General features: G+C 49.5%; 14 protein-coding genes and 1 pseudogene. 5 read left to right on the top strand and 10 right to left on the bottom strand.

All coding sequences use genetic code 11. The annotated features are described in order from the left end of the window. Nucleotides 1-29 precede the first annotated feature (29 nt). Together IAI47_RS19585 and IAI47_RS19580 are read right to left on the bottom strand one after the other, a co-directional pair. Nucleotides 30-1802 carry an EAL domain-containing protein gene (locus IAI47_RS19585; RefSeq protein WP_008924588.1) on the bottom strand — a complete coding sequence of 591 codons (1773 nt, stop codon included), beginning with the start codon at nucleotides 1800-1802 and terminating at the stop codon, nucleotides 30-32. 151 nt (nucleotides 1803-1953) lie between these two features. Continuing rightward, nucleotides 1954-3180 carry an FAD-dependent oxidoreductase gene (locus tag IAI47_RS19580; RefSeq protein WP_008924587.1) on the bottom strand — a complete coding sequence of 409 codons (1227 nt, stop codon included), beginning with the start codon at nucleotides 3178-3180 and terminating at the stop codon, nucleotides 1954-1956. A gap of 163 nt (nucleotides 3181-3343) precedes the next feature. Here IAI47_RS19580 and IAI47_RS19575 point away from each other — a divergent pair, with 163 nt between their 5' ends. Both IAI47_RS19575 and clcA read left to right on the top strand, forming a co-directional pair. Then, complete coding sequence (locus IAI47_RS19575; protein ID WP_008924586.1) at nucleotides 3344-3652, top strand: YicS family protein; 309 nt, start codon at nucleotides 3344-3346, stop codon at nucleotides 3650-3652. A 93-nt stretch (nucleotides 3653-3745) separates the two neighbouring features. Continuing rightward, entirely contained in the window at nucleotides 3746-5137 is a 1392-nt protein-coding gene (gene clcA / locus IAI47_RS19570; protein ID WP_003854938.1) for a H(+)/Cl(-) exchange transporter ClcA, read from the top strand. 17 nt (nucleotides 5138-5154) lie between these two features. Here clcA and IAI47_RS19565 read toward each other — a convergent pair whose 3' ends face one another. Further along, nucleotides 5155-5679, bottom strand: a complete 525-nt coding sequence (locus tag IAI47_RS19565; protein ID WP_003854933.1) for a phenolic acid decarboxylase — start codon at nucleotides 5677-5679, stop codon at nucleotides 5155-5157. 1129 nt (nucleotides 5680-6808) lie between these two features. Next, a complete protein-coding gene (locus tag IAI47_RS19560; protein WP_187961295.1) occupies nucleotides 6809-7489 on the bottom strand; it encodes a type 1 glutamine amidotransferase domain-containing protein in 681 nt (226 codons plus the stop codon). Between the two features lie 160 nt (nucleotides 7490-7649). On the opposite strand from IAI47_RS19560, the gene IAI47_RS19555 reads away from it, so the two are divergent. Both IAI47_RS19555 and IAI47_RS19550 read left to right on the top strand, forming a co-directional pair. Further along, a complete protein-coding gene (locus tag IAI47_RS19555; protein WP_008924584.1) occupies nucleotides 7650-8567 on the top strand; it encodes a LysR substrate-binding domain-containing protein in 918 nt (305 codons plus the stop codon). 109 nt (nucleotides 8568-8676) lie between these two features. Next, nucleotides 8677-8892 (top strand): YdgH/BhsA/McbA-like domain containing protein, encoded by a 216-nt coding sequence (locus IAI47_RS19550; protein ID WP_003848189.1) that lies wholly within the window; start codon nucleotides 8677-8679, stop codon nucleotides 8890-8892. A gap of 63 nt (nucleotides 8893-8955) precedes the next feature. On the opposite strand, the gene IAI47_RS19545 is transcribed toward IAI47_RS19550, so the two are convergent. The 4 genes and pseudogenes from IAI47_RS19545 to IAI47_RS19530 all read right to left on the bottom strand — a co-directional run bounded on the left by IAI47_RS19545 (nucleotide 8956) and on the right by IAI47_RS19530 (nucleotide 11857). Then, the gene (locus IAI47_RS19545; RefSeq protein WP_008924583.1) at nucleotides 8956-10158 is read right to left on the bottom strand and encodes an MFS transporter; all 1203 of its coding nucleotides are present in this window, start codon (nucleotides 10156-10158) and stop codon (nucleotides 8956-8958) included. A 163-nt stretch (nucleotides 10159-10321) separates the two neighbouring features. Further along, nucleotides 10322-11062, bottom strand: a complete 741-nt coding sequence (locus tag IAI47_RS19540) for a nitroreductase family protein (RefSeq protein WP_008924582.1) — start codon at nucleotides 11060-11062, stop codon at nucleotides 10322-10324. A gap of 380 nt (nucleotides 11063-11442) precedes the next feature. Further along, nucleotides 11443-11694 (bottom strand): annotated as a pseudogene (locus tag IAI47_RS19535) (DUF4113 domain-containing protein); the annotation flags it as partial. Beyond that, a complete protein-coding gene (locus tag IAI47_RS19530) occupies nucleotides 11660-11857 on the bottom strand; it encodes a hypothetical protein (RefSeq protein ID WP_003848181.1) in 198 nt (65 codons plus the stop codon). The pseudogene IAI47_RS19535 and the gene IAI47_RS19530, both read right to left, overlap by 35 nt. Nucleotides 11858-13068: 1211 nt before the next feature. On the opposite strand from IAI47_RS19530, the gene IAI47_RS19525 reads away from it, so the two are divergent. Continuing rightward, nucleotides 13069-13413 (top strand): hypothetical protein, encoded by a 345-nt coding sequence (locus IAI47_RS19525; RefSeq protein ID WP_008924580.1) that lies wholly within the window; start codon nucleotides 13069-13071, stop codon nucleotides 13411-13413. Between the two features lie 47 nt (nucleotides 13414-13460). Here the strand turns inward: IAI47_RS19525 and IAI47_RS19520 are convergent, their stop codons facing one another. Both IAI47_RS19520 and IAI47_RS19515 read right to left on the bottom strand, forming a co-directional pair. After that, a complete protein-coding gene (locus tag IAI47_RS19520; RefSeq protein WP_008924579.1) occupies nucleotides 13461-13877 on the bottom strand; it encodes a hypothetical protein in 417 nt (138 codons plus the stop codon). Nucleotides 13878-13906: 29 nt separating this feature from the next. Continuing rightward, a complete protein-coding gene (locus tag IAI47_RS19515; RefSeq protein WP_008924578.1) occupies nucleotides 13907-15568 on the bottom strand; it encodes a hypothetical protein in 1662 nt (553 codons plus the stop codon). Between the last annotated feature and the right edge of the window lie 1165 nt (nucleotides 15569-16733).

The following is a 16733-nucleotide window of genomic DNA, read 5'->3' as shown; positions in this document are numbered from 1 at the left end:
CGCCCGCAGCGAGCGCTGCGGGCAGGTTATTAATGAGACTTCTGAAACAACCAGTGTTCAATGTCACTGGCGGGCAGAGGTTTTGAGAAGAAGTAACCCTGAATCTGATCGCAACCGTAGGTTTTCAGTAATCCCAGCGTCGCTTCCGTTTCGACGCCTTCAGCCAGCACGGTATAATTCAGCTCTTTCAGCATCTGGATAATGCATCTGACGATGATTTTCGATGCGTCATCCTCACCCATACGCGAGATCAGTGACCGGTCAATTTTAATCACATCCAGCGGGATATCCTGCAAATAGCTAATGTTGCTGTAACCGGTGCCGAAATCATCCAGTGAGATCACAAAACCGTGAGATTTCAGCGCTTCCAGCCCTTTTATCGCCACATCACTTTTGGTGATCAGTTCATTCTCCAGACACTCAATGCCCAGGATAGCGTTAGGCAACTGAGCGGCCGCGAGTTTAGCCACCAGCTCATCGGCAAAATCGGGCCTGGCGAAATCGCGCTCACTGGCGTTGATTGAGACCGGAATCAGATCATATTCGCGATTCCAGCGCGCCAGTTGTTCAACGGTGTGATCGATAACCCAGTTGGTCAGATCGGAAATCAGGTTGGTTTTACCCGCTAACGGAATAAATTCGGATGGAAAGAGCTCACCTCGCTCAGGATGATTCCAGCGAATCAGCGCCTCCAGCCCGACCGTCTTACCAGTTCTGAGGCACACTTTAGGCTGCCAGGCCAGATAGAGCTCTTCATCTTTATTCAGCGCCTGAGCCAGATCGTTCATGATCATAAAATCATCGGTGCGCCGCGAGTCGTAACTCTCGTCAAACGACATTGCATTGATGTTTTCATCAATGGCCTCATGCAGCGCGCTCACGGCCTGACGTATCGTTTCATTCGCATTCATCTGGCCCGGAACAAACTCTGTTTCGCCAGTAAAGACATTCAGATCGAGCGTAATGTTTTCCGCCAGGTCGGCCTTCATGCCTTTAAACAGGTCGGGCATATTGTGTGCTGTAAACCGATCCGAATAGGGCTGAACGATGGCGAAACGGCCAGGTGCAAACGAATAGAGTGTTTCATTCTCCGGCAGATTGAGCCGGTTTGCGACATCCTGCGCCATCTGCTTCAGGAGTTTTTCCATCGGCGCAACGCCTACCGCGCGCGTAAGTTCATAAGCGCGAATGATATCGAGACAGTCGATAAGAATCAGGCGAAAACGGCTATGAGGCGCGGTCAGGGTCAGCTGATGAATATCACGAATCAGGCGGGGACGATTCGGCAGATGCGTAATAACGTCGGCAAAACCCGCGTTATTCCAGGCATCCAGAAAAGAGGAAACCAGCGTAGCCAGTGAGCGCAGCGTGACGAGTTTGTCATCCGCAAAGGGATGTGGCTGCGTATCAGTTACACAGAGTGTGCCCAGCACGGCACCGTCGAGGTTCTGCAGCGAAACGCCGGCATAAAAGCGAATATGCGGGTCGCCTTTAACAAACGGGTGAGTAACAAAGCGCTCATCCAGTAAGGTGTCATACACGACCAGGTGCCCTTCACCATCAATAACATGGCGGCAGAGAGACTCATCGCGGGTCGATTGCTTAAGATCAAAGTTACGAGACGCTTTAATATACTGATTGTGGTCGTCAACAATCGAAATAAAACTGCCTGAAATACCCAGCACCTGGCTGGCGAGATTAACAAATCTCTCCAGCACTTTGTCCCGTGCTTCATCTGGTGACAAAAGTGCCTTAATTGCACTAAGACGTTTTACGTCGCTGCCGTTTTGCTCGTTATGCACTGAAACCTCTCTTATGCAGGCGCAAAAATCGAAATAATTTAGCTTACAAATGCTCAATTAACGCCCAATTATCAGATAAATAACGGCTCAATCTGACAGTACTTTCACAGCGAAACAGTGTCGCACGATATATGATCGCTGTCGAAACCATTTAACGCTCTTCTTTCACGCGCGCAACCTGTGGCGACTCCGGCCTGAAGCCAAGACCAATAAGGCGTCCCAGCACGAAACGCAAGAATGGCAGGCGACGGATAATCGCAGGAATCTTGCTACTGCCCGAGGGTTTTCTATTTGCTTTGTTGCGGCTCATTTTAATCTGAAGAAACTGCGTGGCGACGGTAGGGAACTGACGTCGTTTCTGCACATTTTCCAGATCGCGCAGTTGCAGTTCACCCCGCTTCAGGGATTCCGTCAGGAGGTTGGCCGTCGCAACTGCATCCTGAATCGCCAGATTTACACCCACCCCGCCAATTGGCGACATGGCATGAGCCGCATCACCAATACAGAGCACGCCGGGTCTGGCCCACTTATCCAGCCGGTCAATACGTATCGACAGCAGCTTAAACGCCTCCCAGCTCTCGATTTCTGCCATGCGCGTCGCTTCAAAAGGTGATAGTGCCACAACCTCTGCTTTAAACGCGTCGAGTCCGGCAGCCTGTTTCGCTTCAAACTCTCCTTTCGGAATAGTCAGCCCGCACTGCCAGTAATCACCGCGATCGATAACGATAAAGTTCTGACGGGGTCCTTTATGTCCCATCCCAATGTCGGGATCCTGTGGCTGCTTACTTAAGCGGAACCATATAACATCGCGCGCTGCGCCAAATTCCTGTCCCGTCAGCCCGGCCGCTTCGCGCACACGGGAATGGCGGCCATCGGCACCGACCACCAGTTTACATGTGATATGCAGCTGCTGATTCCCACGAGAAGCCGTCACGCCACTGACCGTGCCATTCTCATATTTCAGCGACTCAAACGACGTTGATTGCAGCAGACTGAAGCCGGGATAGCGGATGCTCTGTTCTGCCATGTAGTTCAGGAAATCCCACTGAGGCATAAAGGCAATAAAGCGACACTGAACCGGCAAACGTGAGAAATCAGCCATTGTAATGCTCTCTCCTGCTATCTCCGCCTCCAGCTTTTCAGCACGCTGATGCGGTAGCCTCAGGAAAGCGTCCAGGAGTTCGAGCTGATGCATAATTTCCAGCGTCGAGGGGTGGATGGTATCACCACGAAAATCGTGCAGAAAATCGGCGTGCTTTTCGATCACTATGACACGCAGTCCCGCGCGGGCAAAAAGATAGCCCAGCATTAATCCCGCAGGACCACCACCCACAATACAGCAGTCAGTGGTGAGAATTTCAGTGGAATGTGGCTGCATATCAGCTCCCTGTTGCGCCAGTATTGCTATGATTATTGCGTCAGCCGTGGCGATATGACCGCCACCGGTTGATGGTGCTGTGCTCAGACTAATCACTCAATGCGATTTATTCCAATCGAAGCTGCTGAACGGCCATTATTGATTCAGCAGTGAGGAGATCATCATGAACGTGATCCGCAATACGCTTTTTATTCTGCCGCTGTTAAGCCCACTGGTTGTGGTCGCCGCGCCGTATGACACCCTGAAGTTTGCTCTGCGGCAGCAGCAAATAACGGATGATCTGCGCCAGAAGTGTCAGATATTGCCCGCCGTATCTGATGAAAAATTGCGGCAGACGTTTATCAACGATAAACAGAACATGGAACAGAATCAGGCAACATTAAAAGCAGCGGTGCAGGCCCTGAAAAATCAGGACAATCCAGCCTATCGCGAACGCGTGGCACAAGTGGTTTGTCCACCACAAACCGAGTAACACTTTTCCTCAGGCGAAATTGATCCTGGCGTTTGTTTTCACTTTACCACTCAGTAAACTGGCACGCTGGTTTGTTTAAACAAGAATGTCTTAATGAACGAAGAATCACCGCAGCCGGTTTATGTTCCTCGCTCCATTGCAGCGCGTAGCCGGATGTTCCGCGCCCTTCTCTATCGTGATAAAACGCCGCTGGCGATGCTGTTTTGTGCTGCGCTGGTCGGTTCGCTGGTTGGCCTGGCAGGCGTGGCATTTGCACGCGCCGTTGAAACCATCCAGCAGTGGCGTGCCGACACGCTGACTTCAGGGCAGTTACAAGGCTGGATACTCTACGCCACTGCCTTTGCCATCTCGGCTCTGCTGGCGATGGTCGGCTATTTTCTCGTCAGACGTTATGCTCCCGAAGCGGGTGGCTCGGGCATTCCTGAAATTGAAGGGGCGCTTGAAGAGCTAAGACCTGTGCGGTGGTGGCGGGTCATTCCCGTGAAATTCTTTGGCGGCATGGGCACGCTGGGTGCCGGAATGGTGCTGGGCCGGGAAGGCCCAACGGTACAGCTGGGCGGGAACATAGGACGCATGGTCATTGATATTCTGGGAATGCGCAGTAATGAAGCCCGACATACGCTGCTGGCTACCGGTGCGGCCGCCGGTCTGGCTGCTGCTTTCAATGCACCGCTGGCGGGCATCCTGTTTATCATCGAGGAGATGCGCCCGCAGTTTCGTTATAACCTGATTTCGATTAAAGCCGTGTTTACCGGCGTCATTATGGCGAGCATCGTGTTTCGCTATTTCAACGGCGAACAGGCAGTCATCTCCGTTGGCAAGCTGGCTGATGCGCCAGTGCAGACGCTGTGGCTCTATCTGATACTGGGTATGGTTATCGGTATGGTCGGCGTCTTATTTAACCGTCTGATATTCATCACGCAGGATCTTTTTGCCCGCTTTTACGCGGGTAAAACGGCACGTGTGGTACTGGCAGGCGCATTGCTGGGCGGGGGTTGCGGCATTCTGGCTCTTCTGTTCGCTCCAGGCGCAGGCGGCGGTTCTGAACTGATTCCCCAGGCGGTTCATGGTCTCTTCCCGTTCACCCTGCTGTTGGTTATCTTCCTGGTCAGGCTGATAACGACTCTGCTCTGTTTTGGGTCAGGTGCACCCGGCGGTATCTTTGCCCCGATGCTGGCATTAGGGACACTACTCGGTACAGCATTTGGGGTGGCAATGACGGATCTGTTTCCGTTTTACCATCTTGATGCGGGTACTTTTGCTATCGCAGGGATGGGCGCACTGTTCGCGGCTTCGGTAAGAGCACCACTCACCGGCATTGTGCTGGTACTGGAAATGACAGATAACTATCAGCTGATATTGCCGATGATCATTACCTGTCTGGGCGCTACGCTACTGGCACAGTTCCTGGGAGGAAAACCACTCTACTCATCTATTCTGGCCCGCACGCTGGCGCGTCAGGCAGACGCTACCCGCTCGCAGTGAGCGGGTAGACGGCTTAGTTACTTATTATCAAAATAATCAGACGGCATCTGTCCAGGTGCCTGATTGATTACGCTATCGTTATCAGGCCCTTCGTTTTTCATGTAAGTCACTTTCGCAAACTCAGGAATAATTACGTACGGATAGGCCGGACCTTCATCGCGGAAGCGGTGCATATCATCGATAAAGTCATTCTGATAGCAGATGGTTTTCTCCGGATGCTGGCCTTCCCCCGCAATCCATTGTGGGAAGAAGATCGTTCCATGAAGCAGAGTGCGATTCAAATCAAACAACAGACTGACGCAGGTGCCGGTAGGTTCATGCCAGTCAACTTTGTAGATGCCTGGCGCAAATTGCACCGCGTGCATTTTCTGGTTGGTTACCCACCGACCACCTACCAATCCCTGATGGATACGGTAGTCACAGGTAGTTTCATTGCGAGCATACCACTCATATTTCCAGCCATTATCATAGGTATAAACAAAATGCGTGCCAATGAACTCAGACAGATCGCTGGCGATATTCTCTGGAGATTCTCCTGACATGTTAACCTCTGTTAAAAAAGCGCATTTGAAATGCACGGATGAATGTCAAAAACAGGCTTTAGCACAATAGGTCAGTGAATTTAGACTATGGCGCAGATTCTTTTTTTTGCCATATGCTGCCAGAAATATTTCTGATAAATAAAAAATCGGGGACCGTTTTTTATTTATTTGATAAAACCGCAAGTGAATTGAATTCATCCAGACATAAAGCAGAGCCTCTCAAACCTGTCATACATTGTTGAAGATAAATGAATTGACGGGTCGTCGTCATTAGTCTGAAAGACTGTGTACATCTGAGTCTTAAAATCGGGGGCTGATATCAGAGGCACTAAATGATAAAAGCCCTGACTGAAATAGCCAGGGCTTTTAAGGTACGACAGATTTAACGTTTACCATTAACTAACTTAATTGAAAGGTACTGCTTCGATACTACTATTTATGAACAGATCCTGCGGATAATAATGATCACGAAAGAAAAATGTCATTACCATTAGCGGTTTTCACCACCTGATAGTCTTTCAGGAGACAAAGACAGGTCAGGCCCGTATAAATCTGTACACCCCCATCGCGATATATACTCTTTGATGCGTTGCCTTACTTTCATTACGACGTTTAAACCGCAATCGTATCCTGTCGTAACGTAACGTTCAGAACTACGAGGCCTTACATCATCGCGACGCGATACTGCAAACTACATATTACAACACCTTAAAACTTACTTCGACTCCATTTAACAGGGTTATCATTAACTAATGTTTAGTTTCAAAGAACAATGTTTAACAGAACCGCCGACGATGTTAAACCAATATTCGTCGACACCTTTTACGCTTAACACCACAGGTTTCTGGTGTATCAGGGCTGCTTCATGCCGCTGATGAGTTCTACTTTACGCATATAAAAAACGATGTCAACACTGTTATTAAAGACATGTTTATATCTGCAGTAGAAGGGTTTACTAATTATTTAATCTCTGCACAAGCCCGCAGATTTCCTCTAAAGGTTAAGAATAATTGAAGCCTAATCTATTCGATATAAATAATTCAGCAGGTCACTATTTATTTTCCACGCACGGCGGTAATAAAAAAGGCGCCCGCAGGCGCCCCTCAACCAGTGTATGCCAAAACCTGCTTTATTTTTTCAGGTTTGCCAGCAACACTTTTGCGGTCTCAGCCGATGAACCCGGATTCTGACCAGTAATCAGAAGGCCATCCTGAACCGTGTAGGACTGCCAGTCATCGCCACGTGAGTAGATACCGCCATTCTGTTTTAATGCATCTTCTACCAGGAACGGTACTACGTCCGTCAGGCCAACGCCCTCTTCTTCACTGTTTGTGAAGCCAGTAACTTTTTTGCCTTTAACCAGAGGCGTGCCATCCGCATTTTTCACATCACGCAGGACACCGGGAGCATGACAAACCAGTGCAACCGGTTTGCCAGCCTGCAGCGTTTGTTCGATCAATGAAATGGAGTGTTTGTCATTTGCCAGATCCCACAACGGTCCATGACCGCCAGGATAGAAGACGGCATCAAATGCATCCTGGTTCACCGTATCAAGTCTGACAGTCGAAGCCAGCGCAGCCTGAGCAGCAGAATCAGCATGGAAGCGACGGGTCTCATCGGTCTGAGAATCGGGCTCATCACTTTTTGGATCAAGTGGCGGCTGTCCGCCTTTTGACGACGCCAGCGTAATGTCAGCACCCGCATCAAGAAAGGCATAGTAAGGCGCGGCAAGTTCTTCCAGCCAGAAACCGGTCTTCTTGCCAGTGGTACCCAACTCATCATGCGAGGTCAAAACCATTAAAATTTTCATTTACGCTCCATATAACAGTCAGTCGGTTTCAGGTGTAAGAATATTCAAAATCTGCGTGTAAGCCGCCAGTCACGGCGTGACCCATTAATCATGGCGGGCTTAAGAATATTTATGAAATTTATCTCTTCAATTTCAGCTATTCACATAGCATTATAGCTCAATGAAATACGATTTGAATTTACTGCCAGTTTTGCTGGTCATGATGGAAGAGCGTAACGTTACTCGCGCAGCAGAACGACTGGGTATCACCCAGCCGGCGCTATCTAATGCATTGAACCGGCTTCGTGAGACACTCAACGATCCGCTATTTATTCGTGAACGTTATGGGATGCGCCCGACGCCAAAAGCCGAACAGCTGGCTCAGGTGGTTGGATCGGCGTTGTCATCCATCGATAAAGTGATTCTGGGCCAGCAGGATTTTGATCCCCTGCATGCCACACGGCTATTTACTCTCGCACCGAATAGCTACGTTGAATTCATCATGATGCCTGCCATTGTGGCTCGCCTGCGGACTTCAGCACCTAATGTCAGGCTTCGCCTCACCCCTTTTGGCAATGACGTCACCGAAACCGGCGTAATTTCCGGCAACACCGATATGGTGCTGGGTCGAATCGTTGATCCTCCCGATAATCTGGTGGTGCAGCACCTGATGAATGAGAGTCTGGCCTGTGTATTACGCGCAGATCATCCGTTTGCAGGCGATAGCTTCAGTGCCGAACAGTATGAGCAGCTTAAACACGTCAATGTTCTGCCACCTGGACGTATGCGTGCAGGATTGTATCAGGCGCTTGAACAGCGCGGTCTGCGTCGTCAGGTTGCCGTATCCGTGACACATTTTCTCGCCGTGCCAGAAATGATTGCAGTCACAGACTATTGCGCCACCCTGCCACGTCTGATCTGTCAGCACCTTTCCCGGGATCCGCGACTCAAAATTGTTCCCGCACCTGTCGATCTCGGCACGTTTCCTGTGGAAATGGGCTGGCATACACGTTATCGCAGCGATCCAGCCCATCGCTGGTTAAGGACGTTAATCATGGAAACGGCACGGGAGCTTTCTGACTCACAGACAAACAATTAGCATGATCACCATTGCCGCACTAATAGTTAATAACGATATGATAACCTGAGTTAGTATTATTCCCATCGGAGGCAGACACCCTCCCCATTCATCACTCAGGAATATGACCATGAAAAACGTAAAAGCACTCTCTATCGCCGCTATCGCTGCACTCTCAATGATCTCGTTTGGCAGCTTTGCTGAGACTGTTTCTGTGACCTCATCCACACTGGATGGCGCAGAATCTAAAATCGCTGCTCAGGCTCAGGAACAGGGCGCGCAGTACAAAATTACGGAAGCGAACACCAATAACCGTGTTCACATGACCGCAGAACTGTATAAATAACGGATGGTCGCAAACGGATTTGCCAGGAGAGGCTGCCCAACGGGCAGCCTTTTTTGTGCCCGATCAGGCAAGACGGGTGGCGTGTGAACTGCCGGTACGCCACCATAAAATCAGCGCGGCCAGCGCTATCGCTCCGAGTACCGCAAACGCCGTGCTATAGGAATAACGTGCGGCGATCATGCCGGTCATGGCAGGACTCAACGCAGCACCTACACCCTGCATCAGCATAATGACGCTCTGTCCGGCGTTAACATGCCCCGTGCCGCGCATCAACGTAACAATGTAGCCAGGCACCGCCACACCGAGAATTCCAGCCGCAATACCATCCAGCACCTGAACCGGAATAACAAAAATCGGCTCGGCAAAACCTGCCGCAATCACCGCGCGCAGCGGTAAAATCATCAGCGCAACCATAATGAAAAGACGATAACCCTGCGTTTCAACGCGCTTTGACACCCACAGCGCAACCGGGATCATTACCAGTTGTGAAATCACCACCGTTGCCGCCGCATACAGCCCCGGACTTACTGCCGCCTGGCCCCCAGCCGAAGCAACGCGCATGCTCAGCATTGGCAGCAACGCGGCATTGGCAAGATGAAACAGCAGTAACGTCACGCCAGCTATCATGAGCGCGGGTTTACGTATCAGCATCGATAAGTTGAGCGCAGGCTGTCGCTCTTCCTGTTTTTCATACCCACGCGCCACATCGTTATCGATTTCGTCACCGCGAATCGCCAGCGTCGCGAAGGCCGCGAAAACCGCCATCACGGTCATCAGAATAAAAACCGCCCCCATTCCCCAGTACCACGCGGAGAAACCCGCCAGTAAGGCAGCAATGGTATTACCGCCATGGTTAAAGGCTTCGTTGCGTCCCATCTGATGGTTAAAACCACGCTGACCGGTCAGACCCAGGGTAATTCCCGCAACGGTCGGGCCGATGAAGGCCGCCGCAATACCTGCCACGATTTGTGAGACCATCGCCGTCCATGTCTGATTGCTGTACCACAGCAGCAGCGTGGCAACGGTGATGACAAGGCAGCCCAGCAGCACAATCATTTTTTTATGGCGGGTTGCATCGGCAGCGATGCCCGCAGGCAGGGTGGCAAGTAATCCGGCTATTCCGCCACAGGTCATCACCAGACCAATTTCGTCTGGTCGCCAGTGTCGTTCCGTTAAAAATATCCCCAGAAAGGGCCCCAGACCATCGCGGACATCGGCCAGAAAAAAGCTCATTAAACAGAGCGCATAAAGTGAACGCTGAGACATGTAATTTCCCTGGAAAGTAAGTGTTAAAGGCAGTTGCGCTTCGGTTAACAGGGAAATTATGTGTTACAACCTGGAAAGTCACATTTCGTTATAGTAACAAAATGAAAAAGGCCACCCGCAACGGTGTGCGAGTGGCCCTGCGTTTCACTCAACAAAGAGTTAATTATTTATCTGTGCCGAAACCCTGCTTCAGCAGTGCGGGCAGTACAGCCGGGAAATAGATGTTCTTGTAATAACCGCTGACGCTCTCGCTCCAGCTCTCACCGTCATCACGTCCGATGTTTTTCCAGTGCTGAACCATTTCTTCATTATAAGCCGCAATCTGCTGCTCCAGACCCTGAGTCTGGTAGGTCTCATCGTGGCGGAAAGTGGCCAGCGGCAGACGTGGTTTCTGGTGAGCGGGCTGGTCAACGTGACCGATTACCACGCCGGCAACCGGGAAGGTCATCGGTGGAAGATTGAGCAGTGAGATCATTGCCTGCGGATCGCGACGGATACCACCAATCGGCACAATGCCCAGACCTTCTGCACGTGCCGCGGCCATCACTGACCCCAGCGCAATGCCGATATCGGTTGAACCCGATACGATACTCTCAATACTCTGATGAGCGATCTGCTGCTGATCGACAGCGGCCATGCCGACCGCTGATTTATGCATATCCAGCACAAAGGTGATAAACACGGGTGCTTTGGCGATCCACGGCTGACCGCCCGCGATGGCAGCGATCTCGGCACGACGTCCGGCATCACGGGTAATGACAACAGAAACCTGCTGCGAGTTTACTGATGTTGGTGCGCGGTAAGCGGTACTAATTATACGATCCAGTACCGCTTCATCGACAGGTTGCTCAGTGAAACTGCGTTCACTTTTATGACTTGTAAAAATATCAATCAGTTCGCTCATGGTTCCTCCCATATAAAGCGCAACTATAACAGCACAGCGCATACATGCTTGGTAATTCGAGGGTTTTTGGGCGGGCTTTTGTAACTGATTTTTATCATGTACATGTCTATGTACACTTTTGAAATCTATGGCGAAGTCACCAGATTTAGATTGTAAACCTTACGTATCATTTGCCGTTTCAATCGTGGCAGTAACGTTTCCCGGCAAAATGATCCCCTTACGCCCCGGTCCGTCGACTGTCTCATGATGCGCGATAATTGGACCAGTGAACCAGGCATGACAGAGGGCGAAAGCCACAAACAGATTGAGCCACCCTGTTTTGGCAGTAATAAACTATTGCGTATCTCCATGCCACCACACGTGAAAATGCGAAATAATCATCACACTACCGGCAGGTCCGAAACCCTTGTGATATATGCCGGTGAAAGCATATCCCGCTTCATTGACCAGGATTTCTGGATACCCTGCCCTGCAAAAAAAAGACTGGCCTTGCCGCTCTGGTTGAGCCCATCAATCACCCGCATCAGAGCTTCGCTATTCGCCTGCGGCTGATATTCGTCAAACAGACTTAGCTGAGCCACCCCCTGGCTGAAGAAGTCACCAAGCATCACGCCCGCTTTCATATGCCGGTGTCGTGTGTGTCTCTATCCACTTATTCGCAGAGTTAAGTGTGTAATGCCAGTTCATCTGGCCAGGCTCTTTTACAAAGTCGAGTGTGCTGATGGTGAATCGGCCTTCAGCATCGCGCTTAATCGCCTGCCTGAAAGCCATCATGATTTCGTAGTCGCGTGGCATGATAATTCCCCCTTTGATTAATACTGTATGGATAAACAGTAATTGCAGTTGGCAGGTTTGATCAAGGCGAAGCTTACAACAGATTTGTAAAGGGTCTGATGGCGCTGAATTTTTATCTGACGGTCGTTATGAGGCCATCCTAAAGGCATGATATCCGAAGCTGACTTTGCAACCTGAGTCAATCGAAATAAATTGTTGAACGTCTATTTCCTAATAATGGCGTTATGTGTATCCTCCGTGTTATCAGCCAGGGCTGATAGATGGTTTGCCCCAATTGAACAACTTTACGCCCGTGTAACGCGGGTTTTTTTATGCCTTCCGTTAAATTGCCGCTCCAATGATAGCTTACCAACGCAAAACCCACCCCGCAGAATAAATAGATGGCTTGCAGGTTATTTATTCCGTCGCAAATTTTACTACTGCTTTAGTCTGCAAAGAGCGAGAAGCGGACAATTTACCTTACCCATAAATTTTTTCTCTGCGCATTTACAAAATCATTAGAGGTGATTCGGCGGGAGTAATCGTTTTGTATGGCCGCTTTTTGGAAAAGCCGTCATTTGCAGCGAATCCAAAAGTATTCATTCAGCCTGCTGTTGATCGGCTTTGGTATAATCGTTTCAATTAGCCATGTATGACATAAGTCTTTTGAAAGCGCATGATTGCAGTCTGTAAGAGCAACAAAACTTCACTTCGGAAACGCTCGCTTTTGATTTAGAGCGGACATTCATAGTTCCTGAAAGATTCAGTTAATATGAACCGCATTTGATAATCTCCCGTCATCATGATTACAAAAAATATTGCGACACTTTCCAGAAAGACGGGGCCAGCCTGGAATTAAATTTAATAAATAACCATAAAAATCAACGCTGTAAAAGCTTTTTCACTAAGCTTTCCAAAAAATACCGTTAACATTTTGTATGCATTTCTTTCAAAACGTCGCCATATTGTCAACTAATTACTCTTTGTGTGTAATCTTTTTGTTAATACTATTTACGCGAATATGAGGACTTGACTATGAAATCAGTTATCCAAGAGAAGATACTTACTTTAATTTTTTGCGTTGCGATTACAGCTGTAATTGTTAAGTTCATTTCGAAAAGTGCTTTTTACGTTTCACATCCTTCTTTATCCATTTCATTAATAGTTGCTGTAGCAGTAATTATCTCAAACGTGATAGTAACAAATTTAGTTTCAAAAAGAGGATAAATGACATGCTTAGAGAACTGACCGAAAATGAAAGTAATATCGTCTCTGGCGGTAATGCTAACTCAGGTTACGAAGGCTCAAACTGCACCAACGCCGCGATTGAAGGGGGTGTTAACGGTGCAACGGGTGGTGCTGTGGCCGGTGCTATCCGTGGCGGTGTCACGGGCCTCGCTGGCGGCCCTGGAGGGGTAGTAGCAGGCGCGGGTGCCGGGGCTGCTGAAGGGGCTGTTTATGGCGGAGTTCCAGGTGCTATTGGAGGGTATGTAGGTTGCCAGAATAGCGGCTATGCTAACAATGGTGGAAACAGTAGCAATCTCGGCGTAGATTCCAGCGATAACAGCGTGAACTGACAGTGCCATTGGTAGCAGGTTACGAAAGACTGAACCCTAACAGTCTACTATTGTATTTTCGATACTTCAGCTTTAGCCCATTTAACCGCATCATCAGCAAAGTATTGATTACCAGTTAAATAATCAACTACAAGCCCTCCTGCAAGACTTGCAATACAGGATGCCGTCGCTAAGGCAGAGACCCACTCAAGTTCATATCTGCCTGTTGATAAAACAATTGCTAAATCCGGAACGAAGGTAGCATTTAACTCATTAAGTTCACCATCATTATCCACTACATGTACATAATACTCGAAACCTGAAATTGAACCATTAACAGGGCAAGGTAAGAAGCCGCTGAACGTTAAAGGATCAAATTCATCATCCAGTACGCAGGGAAACCCTGCATGAATGATTGAATCCCTAAGAAGAGAAGTAGGAGGGAAGTTTTTTTTAGCTATGTAAATACCGATATCGCGTGACAAGTCTTACTCCTTCTTAGTCAAGTTCTGGCCTATAACAATACATGGAAAACCAGATAATCAGCATCGTTATCCAGCCCCTGTGTGAAGGTGTCCAGCATGCCGCCATCCCTGCCCATCACCAGCTGCAGGTTCTCCCACTTTTTCTGAAAGTCGATTTTCTTACCGTTATAGGTGCCGCCGACCACACCATAAGCGTCATTCAGTCCCCGTACGATGCCATAGGCGTCGGTACGGTGATGGATAGTCTCAAGCTGTTTGTCAATAAGATTAAACATCTTGCCGCCAGTCCGCCCAAATATCAGGGCATTCTCACGCTGCTTCTGTTCTTCTGTGCAATGATTACGGCGATAGATGGGCAGGATGACGTTTTCATAGTATTCAACCGGCGACTGGCTGAAGAGCTGAGCATTGATAAGCGGGTTGCCACGGAAGCGCTTTATGCCTTCCAGGCCGTTGAGCTCAATTTTGCTGGCATCCCATATACCCATTTTCATGAGGTCATGCGTGACCTGATTAGGTAATTTGATAATGCCGTTTAACCGGTTGTAAGCGGTCATCAGCGCATCACCCGCTGAGCTGCCCTTAAGCTCGCCGATAATCGGCTCAAGCTCGGCAAACAACGCTTTATTGCTCAGACCGAACGCAGCAGTGCCGGCTTTGGCCATAAACTGACGGTACTGGGTGAAATCGACATTGCCCCCGGAGGACTGGATTGCGCGGAAGGCAGCGTCAATGAGTCGGTTAATCCGCTCAGGGCTTTTCAGGCCGCCCGCGGTCTCAGTAAAGCGCAGCATATCCATCTGCTTCGCAACCGTGGCTTCGCGCTGGTGCTCATCCAGAACGCGTGAGGCGAATGTGACACGCGCCAGCACGGGGGCAGCCAGTTTCGCCGCGCGCAGCTGCTCATCCACAGACTTCATGCCGGATTCGCTGAATACGCCCTGCGCCTCCACCAGATACTTCAGCATGTCAGTAGCCGATGAGCCACGGACCCACGTGGTTTCGGCAAAATGCATTGCTTCCTCTGTGGTCGCCTGACTCATGCCGAACTGTCTGAACTTCTCAGTCATGGTCTGGTACCGGGCAGCCTCGTCAACAAAACCCTTCAGCATGCTGAAGCCCAGATAGCCGGTGGCCAGATTGGTCATACCGGCTGAATATGAGCCTCCACCTGGTGGCCGGCCATTACCACCGCCGTGGCCAGAGCCACCCCATCCACCAGGAGGGACGCCGTTATTCCAGCCATGCCACCAGCGACTGTTTCCTGCAGGAGGAGGCAGCGCAGGTCCTCCGCCATGGTTCCCATATCCACTGCTGCCCCCTGCAGCCGCGGCACCAGCAGCAGCCCGAACGGGCAACGTTATGGCTGCACCGTAGCTGCCCGCCAGCAGTGGCACATTACGGGAGGCCCGGTTGATGCGCTGTGTCTGGTAGGCAATCTCGCGGATGGCACCGGCATACTCACGCGCGCCGCGTGACGCACCAGAGAACATATTATTGAGGGAGCGATTGAGTGCCCGCAGCGCAGATGTCGCCTCGCGTGCCGCACTGGTCAGTGCTTTAATGTTCCTGGTGATGGTGAGGAACTTCTTGTTCAGTTCAATCGCATCACGGCTCACCTGCAGCAGGTTGCGCGTAATCTGGTCATCCAGCGCCAGCCGCACGGCTACACGGTAAGCCTTAACATCCATAGGAACCTCAATTTACGGGCATAAAAAACCTGCCGGAGCGGGTCGGGTTTTAAGAAAATAACATCAAAATTCGGTGCGACAGGGACTCTATAAGAGCCTCATACCACTCCTTCACTGTTGGATCGAATTGCAAAAACCATAGACTGAAGTAAACCCCTCCAACACCAGCGAGCATATGCAAGCTAAGATTGAACCAGTATGCGTGAGGCCGGTCAGCCCTCTTGATAAGCTCGCATCTGGACGTGCCTTTGAAAGTCTTGGTGTAGACACCAGTTCGGTAATAACTGATTGCTTGCATAACCATTACAAGCCCAGTGACAAAAATTGCAATTACAGTGAACCAATAGCCGTAATCCATGCCAAATAATTCCTTTTATAACTAAGTCTTTAATTGAACCAGCCAGCTATCTGCGTTTAATTATCATACGCATTTTTCGGCTCTGCATTTCCGTTTTATCTGCCAGAACCAGACACTTTACACCATCGATTCCGGCTCATCATTTGAGCATTCACAAATTCCAGTCACTGCGAAAAGACCTGTTTTTTTATCAGGATTCCTATTCCAAAACTTAAGCGTATATTGCCAATGGGGTCTTCCCATATGGCAAGGTTTAAAAATCATAAATGAAAAAAACAATCGTGGCTCTAATCACTCTGGCTCTCCTGGCACCATCTGTCAGCTTTGCACGCGGTGGTCATTACGCTGGTGGGCATGGCTCTTCTCACAAGTATGGTACGTATAAAAACGCTCGTACGGGCAATCATTATGAGAAGCGACACTGATTAATAGTATGGAATCCGTACTCAAAGCCCACTCCGCTGGGCTTTTTTGATTATGCTGAAAGAGTGAATATGCAAAAGAAAAGTTAAAGTTTGCAGCCAGTGTGCCGATAATCAATAACATGCCTGAGTGACTCTTGTGAATGATGATCATGTCAGTTGATACTATTTACCGGCACTTTTAAAAAGCCTGGGCTGAAACGCCACATTGAACACTTAGTGATGCTCAACTCCGTTTAATAGCTGAAAACTGCCGCCGGGACGAAATAGCTGCAATTCACTTTGTCATAAAACTGTGCAATGCCGATCTTGCTACATGCCCTGACTAGGATGTTGAAAAGCAATACCTGCTTCACAAAAACATTCACACATTATAGCGCCTGCT

Origin of the sequence: Pantoea sp. MT58 (assembly GCF_014495885.1) — a bacterium.
In the GTDB taxonomy this organism is placed as follows: domain Bacteria; phylum Pseudomonadota; class Gammaproteobacteria; order Enterobacterales; family Enterobacteriaceae; genus Pantoea; species Pantoea eucalypti.
The sequence above is the reverse complement of the archived record's forward strand: the minus strand, read 5'-3'. Positions and strand labels throughout refer to the sequence as shown.